Below are 12,670 nucleotides of genomic sequence, written 5' to 3'. Positions count from 1 at the left end.
AATAACTCGCTCTAATACCGATTAAGTTGAGGCATGCTCGACCAATATCTCTAATTGCTCATCGGTCATGCCCGTCGCCAGTAAATCAGCCACCGTCGTAATACGGGCGTGGTCATGCAATTCGTTAACCCAAGGCGCAGGTATGGCATCATAACCCCAGAATGCACCGGCAATCTGTCCATATATCGCGCCAATGGTGTCGGCATCGTCGCCTAAATTAACGGCTAGTTTAGCTCCCTCTTCAAAGGTCGAGGCGTGATAAAAAGCCCACAATGCAGCTTCGAGTGAGGTCACCACGTAGCCAGTTGACACCACCTGCGATTCGTTTAGCTGACGATATGACCCCCGAGCAACCTCAGCGACTTCGTAGTCGAGATCTTCGGAAAAATAAGCGGCGATCGCTGCGGGCGCGAGCACTTGGGCTTTATCATCATAATTGAGCGCGCGAATAAGCAGAAAGGCAAATACCCTATTCGCATCAATGCAGCGCCTATCGGTATGGGTCAGTGCTGCGTTATCCGCCGCTGCCCTCACCGCCAGCTTCACGTCCTTATGATATTTAATCGCGACGGGCGCCAAGCGCATCAAGGCGCCATTACCCGCACTATCGACATCTTCGGGATGTACGCTGCCACTTAAATCGATACCCTCACGTTCGAAACGCTGAATCGCTCTTTGGGTTTGAAAGCCGATATCAAAACAGCGGCCAGTACTCGACATGTAACCATCACGATACCAACGTTGGTAGCGTTGCATCTGATCTTCAGGGTCATGCTGATGGCAATGTATTAAGCTCGCCCCAGAGCACAGCGCCATCGAGGTATCATCGGTCCAATAGCCCGCCGCCAGATTATGCGGCCCGCCGGCGCGATATCCTTCGACCAGTTCAAAAGAGCCCCGCGGCATAAACTCAACGGCGGCACCTAAGGCATCCCCGACGGCTAGCCCAACCAGCATGCCTCTTAACTTGTCTAAAAGCTTATCTAAGTGCTTATCCGGCATCTCTATCTCCCTTTAACGCTGATCCCTGTGCATGTCTTATTCTTGATACCCGAAAACAACAGAGATCTAGCCATCGCTCACACAATATTCTTCAATCACTCGTCGCCTCATTAAGAAATCGGCCCCATCAAGATTGGCGGCCATCACAACCGAGCTTCAACGATAACGCTGCCCTCGGTGTTCGAGCCAGCCATCGGTATGCCGTCCGGAAGGATCGTGGTGGGTCCAATGAATCACGCCACCTTTTTTATTCCATTCGTATTCACCATTAAAAGCAACGGTATCGCCCACCTGTAACCCGTTTATCCGCGGGGCTAAATCAATATTATGGGCAACGAGTACGGTAATGTTCGAGGGTAATCTAAGGATAAAACGCTGGTGTTGGCTGCCCTGCCGATCATCCGGCAGGATGTTACTAACGATGCCGCTACCGCGAACCTGTAGATCACTTTGCTGCTGGCGATAAGCCCGCTGAATGACGCTGTCGTTACCTGTGGATTGAACATTTTCTGTGGCGGTTGCCGGTACAGTGTTCGGCAATGATTGGTAGGCCGTCGATAGCAGTCCGGCGATGATCGCCGCCGCCAGGCCCCACTTAATCGGCAACCTTCTTGACTGGTGAGCCGGTTTGCGTCGGTGTTTACTGGGCGAAAATCTTGCTGATTTTCCCGCTGGGCTGGCACTAGCGTTCAGCCCTTCTATACGAACATCCGCCGCCCGGAACCGTCCCTGCTTATCCGGCAGCGGTTGAAAATGAATGATGTCACCCTCTCGAGGTTGACGGGGAATTCGACCGAAGTCTCGGATATGCACAAACACATCCGGACCATCGTGACGTTTGATAAAGCCATAACCTCGGTCAGCTTTCCAGACCGCTAATGTTCCCGTTTGTTGCTGCATAAGCGATCATCCGAGTTGCCATCAATGTAAAGAGATCAGCGGGTAATAGGAATCTGCATATGAAAGGTCGACCCCACTTCTGGATCTGACGTCACCGCCATATGGCCCTGATGCTGTTCAGTGATGATGTAATATGAGAACGATAGGTGCTGACCGGTATCAAAATCGTTAGCGGGATCCGTGTTACTGAAAAACGGTTCAAACAGACTCATCTGCTCTTCGCTGCTCAGACCGACGCCATTATGTTGGATTTTGATCCACATATTATCGTAGCTTTCTGACAGAATAATCTTAATGGTTGGTTCAAAGCCTTCTGTCCCCATTTTTTTCTGCAAGGCAGTACAGGCATGCCGGAACAAACTCAGAAATACCTGCTGTAGCTCGGTGATATAGCAAGGAACTTGGGGCAAACCTTTCTCAACCTGCCACTCAAGTTTGACCTGATTAAACATCAGCCCATCCGATACAGAGATCACCTCTTTGCCCAGGTTGACGGTATGTTCCATCACATCGACGATATCCGCCATCTGTTTTTCGCTATTGCGATTACGGGCAAAGGTCAGCAGGTTATGAATGATCTTAGCAACCTTATCCCCTTTGTCGGACATATCGCTATAGATCGATTCCAGCAATGCTGTTTTATCAACCCGTTGTTGGTCAGCCATAATATTTTTGAACCGTTTTAAATCCATCAGAATGGCTTGCAACGGGATATTAATATCGTGGGCCATCGAAGATGCCAGCTCACCCATAAATGACATCTTGTCATTATGGATGAGTAGATTTTCCGCCGTGGTTTCTTTCGAGACATCATCCACCAGAATCACGACGCCCGGCTCTGGGCCCTGCAGCGGATAGATGGTGATATCGAAGTGCGACAGGCTGCGCAGGCTTTGTTTCAGGTGAATGATTTTATTCTGCTCAATGGCCTGCTGAATATGCTCAGGCACAATCGTCATCGTAGGATAGGCTTCCCATAGGGTTTTACCGAGGGCTTCCTCTGATGGTACGCCGGACAACTCTTCTACCCGCTTATTCCACTGGGTCACCTGCCCGTCTTTATTCAACCCCACCAGCATGAGCGGCATGGACGTTAAAATATCTTTCACGTACAGCTCTGAACTGCGCAGTTGATTTGCGGTGATCACATGCTGCGCCACTTCGGACTCTAACAGCTGATTGCTTTCGACTAACTTGCGGTTTGACTCTTCAACCGCGGCGGTACGCTCTTTGACCCGTTGCTCTAACTCTTTTTTAATGGTGGTTAGCTCTCGATTAGCCCGATGGGCGCGACGGCTATAGATCAATAGATAGATGGCGGTAATCGATAAAATGATGATCAGGGTTGCACTACTGAAGTTCGCGAGGTGCTGCCATTTGGTTCGGCCCTCGTCATCTTTAAACCAATCAACAGCGGCGGCAGCCCATGAGCTCTGTAAGCAGAGTACGAGTACAATAAATACGTATTTAATCATATGAGTATTAACTAATCCGGATGAATAACAAAAAACTGAGTCGCTGTTCGGTTGTAGCGATCTTAATCAAAGCAGAGCCGAAACAGGTCGCCTTAACGCATCGGTTACCTTGTGTGATGCTATTAGAGTGATTTTGTAAGCTTAGTTTCAATTTATCTCTATTCTATAGGAATTGGCGCGGGTTTCGCTATGTTTATAACGCTTTCTCGGTGTCGATCATCCTAGATTTAAGTGTTTGATTTCAATTTCTGAGGCGAGTCCCACTCAACTCTTTGTTAGCCATTCAGCTATGCTGTAAATCGAGCATCCCATGGTAGAACTAGACTCCAATAATGGTGATGCCAATATGCTCAGCATAAACAGAAAAACCCTATTATCTCCGCTTTCTTATGAGACAGCCTTAGCTGTGTTTGAACAGAAGGTCTGATACCCGTTATCAACCTTACGAATCGAACAATACTGCTTAATTAAGTTTAAAGTATCGCTTAAGAACAAACATTCAATTCATTGTTTATATTGGTAATAAACATTCGTTCAAACTGCTTTATATTTTGCTGAATGTAATCCAGAAACGCCTGCATCGCCGGTGTAGGATGCTTCGCCTGAGGGTGTACCACACAGAAACTACGACGCAGTGGAAAGCCGTCTATATCAACAATTTTTAAACGCCCTAGCTGCAACTCGGCACCAATACTCAGTTTCGGTAGCACTGCAACACCGAGACCCGCGATCACTGCGTGCTTTACCGCATCATTAGAGCCAATCTCCATACTCGGTGTGAAGCGTAAACGCTGCTCTTGGCAATGCCGCTCTAATGCCAACCGACTACCAGAGCCCGATTCTCGCACCAGCAACTGGCTATCCAGAAACAGCTGCGGGCTCAGCTCGGCTTGACTAAGCTTCAGCAGAGGATGGCCGTCAGGCACCACTGGCACCAGTTCGTTGTCCAAAAACGGCAGGGATACCAAGGGTTTATCGACCGGCACCATCCCCATAATTACGAGATCATCATTGTTTTCGTTCAGCCGCTGTAGGGCTGTTGCGCGATTGACCACCCTAACCCGCACACTCACATGGGGGTGTAGATCGAGAAATGCCCGCAGTAGATAAGGCACCATGTATTGCGCCGTATTCACCGCCACCAGCTTTAATTCCCCCGCGACATTGCCTTTCAGCGCCCCTAGATCGGTTTGCAAATCGGACAGCTCGATAAATATCCGCTTAATACTCTCTGATAGCCGCTCACCTGCCGCGGTACAGAACAAGCGTCTACCAACATATTCGAATAGCGGTTGATCGAGCCCCTGCTCCAATTGACGCATCTGACTACTCACGGCCGGCTGAGTCAGGCCTAGCAGTTCTCCGGCTTTGCTATAGCTTTGTAACTCATACACGGCCTTAAACACCTGAAGCTGACGAAAAGTCAGGCGAGTGGCGATATTTTTGATGGTCAACGGCACTTTTTTTGCTCTTTTCTACTTACCTATAAGCAATACCTTATAGATAAACTAAGAAATATCAATTTCTCCTTATCAATAAATCAAACTAAGCTCTGTTTATATTCTTATGACAAACAGTCTAGGGGACAGGTTCATACCTTCCTGCAGACAAAGGAGAGTTTCATGACCGATAAAGTACTGATTAAAAAAGTACTGATCGCCAACCGGGGAGAGATTGCGGTACGCATTATCCGCGCTTGCGCCGAAACAGGCATCCGCTCTGTGGCGATCTATACCGAACCCGACCGTTATGCGCTGCACGTTAAGCGGGCGGATGAAGCTTATTCGCTGGGTGAAGACCCATTAGCAGGTTACCTCGATCCTCAATGTATCGTTAACTTAGCACTCGAAACCGGTTGCGATGCCATTCACCCAGGCTATGGCTTTCTGTCTGAAAATGCAGAATTTGCGCGGCTCTGTGAACAGCAAGGCATCGCCTTTATCGGGCCAAAATCCTCCGTCATTCATAATATGGGGGATAAAACCCAAGCCCGTGATTCGATGCGCGCTGCGGGCGTGCCCATCACCCCTGGCTCTGAGGGCAATCTAGCCGATGTTGAGGAAGCCTTAAAACTAGCGGATGAGATCGGCTATCCCATCATGGTTAAAGCGACGTCCGGTGGTGGCGGTCGAGGTATTCGTCGCTGTGACACGCCGCAGGAATTGAAGCTGCAGTATCCACGGGTCATTTCCGAAGCGACCAAAGCCTTTGGTTCGGCGGAAGTCTTTATGGAGAAATGCATCGTCAACCCACGCCATATCGAAGTTCAGATCTTAGCAGACAGCCAAGGCAACGTGATTCACCTATATGAGCGGGACTGTTCGATTCAACGTCGCAATCAAAAACTGATAGAAATCGCGCCTAGCCCTCAGCTAACACCAGAGCAGCGTCAGTATATCGGCGGTTTAGCGGTAAAAGCGGCGGAAGCGGTCGGTTACGAGAATGCGGGGACCGTCGAGTTTCTGCTCACTGGTAATCAGGTGTATTTCATGGAGATGAATACCCGAGTACAGGTAGAACACACTATTACTGAACAGATTACCGGCGTCGATATTGTGCGCGAACAGTTGCGTATCGCATCGGGCTTACCCCTGAGCTACCGTCAGGAAGATATCTCTTATCGTGGTTATGCGCTGCAATTTCGAATTAACGCGGAAGACCCGAAAAATGATTTCCTACCTAGCTTTGGACGTATCTCCCACTACTACGCCCCCGGCGGACCAGGCGTGCGTGTCGATACCGCCATCTATACCGGTTATGAAATCCCTCCTTATTACGACTCCATGTGTCTCAAACTCGTGGTATGGGCATTAACCTGGGAAGAAGTCGTCGCCCGAGGTCAACGGGCGCTGGATGATATGCGTCTACACGGCGTGAAAACAACTGCGAACTACTATCAGCAGATTTTACAGCACCCTGATTTTCAAGCGGCCAACTTTAACACCAGTTTCGTACCGGACCATCCGGAACTGCTGAACTATTCCGACAAACGCCATCCGAGTCAGATAGCCCTAGCCGTTGCCGCCGCAGTGGCCGCCTACGCCGGCTGGTAAGCAGCCACCTTAAGTATTTTGGACTATGAATTACAACCAACGGCCATGGCCGTTGTAGGAGAAACATTGTGAGCCAAGCTAAAAAAATTGAAGTCACCGATGTGATTTTACGAGACGCGCATCAATCACTGATCGCCACCCGTATGCGTACTGAAGATATGCTGCCTATCTGTGAAAAACTGGATCAGGTCGGTTACTGGTCTCTGGAAGTCTGGGGCGGTGCTACTTTTGATGCCTGCGTCCGCTTCCTGAAAGAAGATCCATGGGAACGCTTGCGTCAACTACGGGCTGCGTTGCCCAATACCCGCTTACAGATGTTACTACGCGGCCAGAATCTTCTAGGCTACCGCCATTATGCCGATGATGTCGTCGAAGCCTTTGTGGCTAAAGCCGCCCAAAACGGCATCGATGTATTCCGCGTATTTGATGCGCTGAACGATATCCGCAACTTAGAAACGGCAATGAAGGCGGTCAAAAAAGCCGGTAAACATGCCCAAGGAACTATCTGCTATACCACCAGCCCAGTACACACCCCTGAGCTCTTTGTGAAACAGGCCATTGCCATGCGTGAAATGGGGGCAGACTCAATCGCCATTAAGGATATGGCCGGCTTGCTGACACCTTATGCCACCTATGATTTAGTGCGCGCCTTAAAAGCCGAGCTAGACATCCCTATTGTGGTACACAGCCACTCTACCGCTGGGCTAGCACCGTTATGTCAACTTAAAGCTATTGAAGCGGGCGCTGATCGCATCGATACGGCGATCTCCTCGTTTGCCAGCGGCACCAGTCACCCGGCCACCGAAACCCAGGTAGCTGCGCTTAAGGGTAGCGACTATGACACCGGATTGGATCTGGAACGGTTAGCCGAGATTGCCGACTATTTCCGCGAAGTACGCAAGAAATATCACCAGTTTGAAAGTGAATTTACCCGCGAAGATGTCTCTGTGCAGATCAATCAGGTGCCCGGCGGCATGATGTCGAATCTCGCTAATCAACTGAAAGAACAAAATGCACTGGATAGAATCCGCGAAGTCTTTGCTGAAATACCCCAAGTACGTAAAGATCTTGGCTACCCACCATTAGTCACCCCAACCTCTCAAATTGTCGGCACTCAAGCGGTTTATAATGTGCTGGCGGGTGAGCGTTATAAAACAATCACCAACGAAGTTAAGCGCTACCTTCAAGGGGGGTATGGTGCCGCTCCAGCACCGGTCGATGCAGAACTACAAAAGCGCGCCATCGGCAATGAAAGCGTTGATGTCGGCCGCCCTGCCGATCTGCTTAGCCCTGAATTAAACAATCTGCGAGAAGAGATCGGCGAATTGGCCACTTCAGAAGAGGATGTTCTGACCTTTGCCATGTTCCCCGACCTCGGCCGCGAGTTCTTGCAGCAGCGCGCCGACGGCACTCTGAAACCGGAAGAGCTGTTACCGATCGATGCTGGCAATGGTATGAAACTAGGCCAAGCCCCCGCTTCTGAATTTAAAATTGAAGTACATGGTGAAGCCTATGATATCGCGGTCACCGGTGTTGGTGAGTTTGGTAGCGGTAAGCGTAAAATCTACATGTCACTGGACGGTGTGCCAGAAGAGGTGATTTTCGAGCCACTCAACGAATTTGTTGCTGAAGGTGGCGACTCTCGCAAAAAAGCCAGCGAACCCGGTCATGTCACCACCGCTATGCCTGGCAACATCTTCGAGGTGTTAGTCAAAGAGGGTGATGTCGTCGAAGCGGGCCAGCCGATCTTAGTCGCCGAAGCGATGAAAATGGAGATGGAGATCCATGCCAATATTGGCGGCACCGTTAAAGCCATCTACGTTGCTAAGGGTGATCGTGTGATTCCTGGCGAAGTACTGGCTGAAATCGAGTAAGCTAACGTTAGATTGATAAAGCCTGCATAGGTGAACGGTTATGGGCATATAGCTCATAGCCGTTCACCGCTGCTTCTACTTAACGCCCGATACAGAGACAACGGCCGTGGAAAAAATAATAAAAGGCGTGCTTAATTTCCGCCAAAACGTTTATCCAGAACATAAAGACCTGTTCGGCACACTGGCTGATGGTCAAAATCCAGAGATTCTGTTCGCTACCTGTTCCGATTCACGTATCGACCCTAACCTCCTAACCGGTACCTCCCCTGGCGATCTGTTTATCTGCCGTAACGCGGGGAATATCATCCCACCGCACAGCAACGAGACCGGCGGCATGACCGCATCCATCGAATATGCGGTAGCGGTGTTAGGAGTGCGTCATATCATTATCTGTGGTCATACCGACTGCGGTGCTATCAAAGGCGCACTGGACATCAGCGCTCTACGTGGCCTGCCCCACGTTAAAGAGTGGCTGGGCCATTGTCGCTCGGCGATGGAGATTGTTCGTGAACGTTATGATATCCCTCACGATCATGCGGTGGGTGTTGAACATCTAAACGAAGCGATTGAAGAAAACGTCCTGCAACAGGTGCAGCATATTCGTACCCACCCTGCCGTTGCTGCCAAGCTGGCCACCAACAAACTAGAGGTACATGGCTGGGTTTATGATATAAAAAGCGGCACCATTCGCTGCTGCAAGCATAACGATTCAGTCTTCAAAGACTTCGATGAGCTCTATGCCGATCTGATCGAGCAGCAAGCAGGCGAATAGCCCAACTTTTTGTTAGGCTGATGCGGCTAAATAACGATTCGGTCTTCAAAGACCTCGATGAGCTCTATGTCGATTTGATCGAGCAGCAAGCAGGCGAATAGCGCAACTTTTTTGTTAGGCCGATGCAGCTAAACGTCGGTCTTCCAATACTTTCTCTCGCAGTCGTTTTACCGGCCGCTCATCAATAAAGATATGCATCACCGCTGTTAGCAGCGCTAAGGCAGCAGCGGCCCACCAGATACTGTTATAACTCCCTGTCTTATCGAACATATAGCCGCCTATCCATACGCCAACAAAGGAACCTAACTGGTGATTCAAAAAGACGATGCCATAAAGGGTGCCCATATGCTTCAGGCCAAACATCTGCGCGACAAGCCCTGAGGTTGCAGGAACCGTGGCGAGCCACAGAAAGCCAGTGGCCATCGAAAACAGATAAACCGTTGTCGTCGTGATCGGCAGCAACATAAAGAGCGTGATCACGATGGCCCGCAGTATATAAATAATACCCAACAGGTTTTTCTTTGAATAACGTCCCGACCAGCTACCAAATAATAGGCAGCCGACAATATTAAACAGCCCAATCAACGACAGACTATTCACCGCCACTGACATATCAAAGCCGCTATCCGCTAAAAATGACGGCATATGCACCGTGATAAAAGCCAACTGAAAACCGCAGACAAAAAAGCCCGCAATTAATAGCCAATAATGATGATGACGACAAGCCTCACTCAATGCCTCAGGGAGTGACTGTGATGTGGCACTCTCATCCGACTCACCCACTTCCTCTATATGCCGAAAACGGGTTGCCAGCACGATCATCAATAACGCCCCGCCCGCCATGAAGAGCAATGCGGTTTGCCAGCCGTAACTGGCGATAAAGGATTGCGCCAACGGAATAACCATCAACTGACCGGCCGACCCTGCCGCCGTCCCCAGCCCCAAGGCGAAAGCCCGTTTCTCCGGCGCCACCATTCTGGCCAATGCGGGCAGAATAACACCAAAGCCCGTACCCGCAATGCCCATACCGATTAAGATACCCGCCCCAGTATGCAGCGACCAAACACTGTCGGTGGTTGCCGTAAGGTAGATCCCCAACGCATAAACCAATGTGCCGATCACTAGCGTTCTGAAGGTACCAAAACGATCGGCGAACGCACCGGTAAACGGCTGAAACAAGCCCCAGCAGAGGTTTTGTAAGGCCAAAGACAGGGCGAAGACCTCCCGCCCGTAGCCAAACTCATTAGAGATGGGGGCCATGAAAAAGCCCATCGAAGAGCGTATACCAAAGTTAATGGCTAAAATAAGGCAAGCCGCGATAACGAACAGGCTTAGAAGTTTTATCGGTTTAGTCATTTATAGTGTCTTAAATGCAGTGTATGAAAAAGGCGTCTTCAGAGAGAAGACATAACTCCACCAGATAAAACCGCCAAGAAGACAGCTGCTTTATTTGAAGGCTTGAATTTAAAGGGTGCCCCAGTATCGACAAAACCCCTTAATCTAAGGGGCTTTGAGTTGATTAGCCACGCAAGCTTAGGACTATGCCAATCGCCGTAGGCGATCAGGGTTAGCTCAGGTGCTGTTTAAAGAAGGCAAGCGTTCGCTGCCAAGCCAATTCAGCACTTGGTTCATCATAACGAGCGGTGGAATCATTATGGAAGCCGTGATTCACGCCGGGATAGATAAAGGCACGATAATCAGCCTTCGCCTCAACCAAGGCCGTTTCAAATGCTGGCCAATAACCATTCACCCGCTTATCGAGTTCAGCAAAGTGCAATTGTAATGGCGCTTTGATGTTACCGATAGGACTTTGTGGCGGTGTTCCGTAATAAGGCACGGCAGCATCGATCCCCTCTGGTAGCATCGCCGCCAACTGATTGGTCAGATAACCCCCAAAGCAGAACCCAACCATGCCAAGCTTATCGGTCGTCAATGGGTGAGCCTTCAGCATGGTCGCGGCCGCTGCGAAATCCGCTTCTATTTTACTGCGATCCAGACTTTTCTGCATCGCCCGCCCCTCATCATCATTGCCCGGGTAGCCGCCCAACGAATACAGGGCATCTGGCGCAAACGCCACATAACCCGCTTTAGCTAAGCGTCGAGCCACATCTTCAATATAGGGGTTTAAGCCTCGATTCTCATGGGCCACCAATACGGCCGGTGCCGGTGCTTCAGCACTGACGCCCGCTGGCACAACAAGATAGCCGCGACCGGTGCCATAACCTTCGGGTGAATCAAACTCGACATAGCTGGCTTTAATATCGGCATCGTTAAACGACACCTGCTCAGCTTGCGCATAGTTCGGTATTAAGGCACCGGACACCGCGCTCAGGCTCAAGCCAATCACCCCGAGGGTAGCCAGCCGCTTGATAAAGGTGCGCCGATCGATATCTCCATGGGCATATTCGTCATACCAATCAAAGGCTTCCTGAGGAATGGCAATGGCTGACGGCCTGTTTTTATCGTTATTCGGGTGCATAAGGACTCCTCATTCTAGTGCCCAGTATTGGGCCGTTAAATCAATATAACCCATGTTACCGTTATCATGTGAAAACTTATGATCTCTGCGGCCATTGATAGTACACATTTCTATCAAAGCACAGTAAAGTTGCCTTCATTTTAGATCAATCTGAATCGGCACCCTATGAACTACACAAAACTTCAGGCAGCGTTCTTCCGGCTACGCAACAATCGGGCTTTCGAGCTATTTGTGGTGGCTATTATTCTATTCTCGGCCCTCGTTATCGGCGCGAAAACCTACGATATTCCTGCTGATGTTCTCACCTTGATCGGCTGGATGGATACGGCGATTACGCTGTTCTTTCTTCTGGAAGTCTCGGTGCGCTTTATTGGCGAGCCTGAAAAGAAACGCTTCTTTCTGAATGCTTGGAACACTTTCGATACCTTAATCGTGGTGATCAGCCTGATTCCGGTTGAAGATAGTGAAATGGCCCTGATTGGCCGACTGATCCGTATTTTCAGGGTACTGCGGATGGTTTCCATCATTCCCGAGCTACGCCTACTACTGAACTCACTAATTAAAGCCCTGCCGCAACTTGGCTATGTCATTCTTCTGATGTTTATCATCTTCTATATCTACGCGGCGGTCGGCGCTTCATTTTTTGGCGTCATCAACGAAGTGCTGTGGGGAGATATCAGTATCGCCATGCTGACCCTCTTTAGGGTGATGACGTTTGAGGACTGGACCGACGTGATGTATGAAACGATGGAGGTATATCCCTTTAGCTGGATCTTCTATCTGAGCTTTATCTTCCTCACCACCTTTGCTTTTCTCAACATGGTCATTGGCATCGTGGTCAGCGTCATGGAGGGTGAACACGCCCAGGAAGCTCGGGAGCAAGCCCTGACCGATGGTACGCCAACGATCGAATCCCTGCATCTTGAAATCAGAGAACTAAAAGAACTTATCAAAGCCAAGCTATAGCTTCGTCTCCAAACCGGTCACAACGCCGAAACAGCCTGCTAAACGCACTGTTTCGGCGCTTTCTGTCATGCATCCTCTAATACCCTCTGATTAATCTATTATTTCCACCTAAAACCCCCTATTGAGAGTCGATTTTTCACCGCTAAGGA

General features: G+C 49.8%; 10 protein-coding genes. 4 read left to right on the top strand and 6 right to left on the bottom strand.

Annotated elements, in window-relative coordinates; genetic code table 11:
- Positions 1-21: 21 nt before the first annotated feature.
- The 4 genes from EH243_RS02010 to EH243_RS01995 all read right to left on the bottom strand — a co-directional run bounded on the left by EH243_RS02010 (position 22) and on the right by EH243_RS01995 (position 4,837).
- Positions 22-1,002: an ADP-ribosylglycohydrolase family protein gene (locus EH243_RS02010; protein ID WP_126156957.1), complete on the bottom strand. Its 981-nt coding sequence runs from the start codon at positions 1,000-1,002 to the stop codon at positions 22-24.
- Between the two features lie 156 nt (positions 1,003-1,158).
- Positions 1,159-1,902: a DUF3465 domain-containing protein gene (locus EH243_RS02005; protein WP_126156956.1), complete on the bottom strand. Its 744-nt coding sequence runs from the start codon at positions 1,900-1,902 to the stop codon at positions 1,159-1,161.
- A gap of 35 nt (positions 1,903-1,937) precedes the next feature.
- Positions 1,938-3,377 carry a two-component system sensor histidine kinase NtrB gene (locus tag EH243_RS02000; protein ID WP_126156955.1) on the bottom strand — a complete coding sequence of 480 codons (1,440 nt, stop codon included), beginning with the start codon at positions 3,375-3,377 and terminating at the stop codon, positions 1,938-1,940.
- A gap of 485 nt (positions 3,378-3,862) precedes the next feature.
- Entirely contained in the window at positions 3,863-4,837 is a 975-nt protein-coding gene (locus EH243_RS01995; RefSeq protein ID WP_126156954.1) for a LysR family transcriptional regulator, read from the bottom strand.
- Between the two features lie 177 nt (positions 4,838-5,014).
- Between EH243_RS01995 and EH243_RS01990 the strand changes: the two genes are divergently transcribed.
- From EH243_RS01990 to EH243_RS01980, 3 genes are all read left to right on the top strand, one after another.
- A complete protein-coding gene (locus EH243_RS01990) occupies positions 5,015-6,430 on the top strand; it encodes an acetyl-CoA carboxylase biotin carboxylase subunit (RefSeq protein ID WP_126157012.1) in 1,416 nt (471 codons plus the stop codon).
- 68 nt (positions 6,431-6,498) lie between these two features.
- Complete coding sequence (gene oadA / locus EH243_RS01985) at positions 6,499-8,304, top strand: sodium-extruding oxaloacetate decarboxylase subunit alpha (protein ID WP_126156953.1); 1,806 nt, start codon at positions 6,499-6,501, stop codon at positions 8,302-8,304.
- 106 nt (positions 8,305-8,410) lie between these two features.
- On the top strand, positions 8,411-9,076 hold the full coding sequence (locus EH243_RS01980; protein ID WP_126156952.1) for a carbonic anhydrase: 666 nt from the start codon (positions 8,411-8,413) through the stop codon (positions 9,074-9,076).
- Between the two features lie 114 nt (positions 9,077-9,190).
- Here EH243_RS01980 and EH243_RS01975 read toward each other — a convergent pair whose 3' ends face one another.
- Positions 9,191-10,432 (bottom strand): MFS transporter, encoded by a 1,242-nt coding sequence (locus EH243_RS01975; protein ID WP_126156951.1) that lies wholly within the window; start codon positions 10,430-10,432, stop codon positions 9,191-9,193.
- Between the two features lie 211 nt (positions 10,433-10,643).
- A complete protein-coding gene (locus EH243_RS01970; protein WP_126156950.1) occupies positions 10,644-11,555 on the bottom strand; it encodes a dienelactone hydrolase family protein in 912 nt (303 codons plus the stop codon).
- A gap of 165 nt (positions 11,556-11,720) precedes the next feature.
- Between EH243_RS01970 and EH243_RS01965 the strand changes: the two genes are divergently transcribed.
- A complete protein-coding gene (locus EH243_RS01965) occupies positions 11,721-12,521 on the top strand; it encodes an ion transporter (protein ID WP_126156949.1) in 801 nt (266 codons plus the stop codon).
- The last annotated feature ends 149 nt before the right edge of the window (positions 12,522-12,670 follow it).

This window comes from Amphritea opalescens, assembly GCF_003957515.1.
Classification (GTDB): domain Bacteria; phylum Pseudomonadota; class Gammaproteobacteria; order Pseudomonadales; family Balneatricaceae; genus Amphritea; species Amphritea opalescens.
Note: the sequence above shows the minus strand (reverse complement) of the source record. Positions and strands in the feature narration are given on the sequence as shown.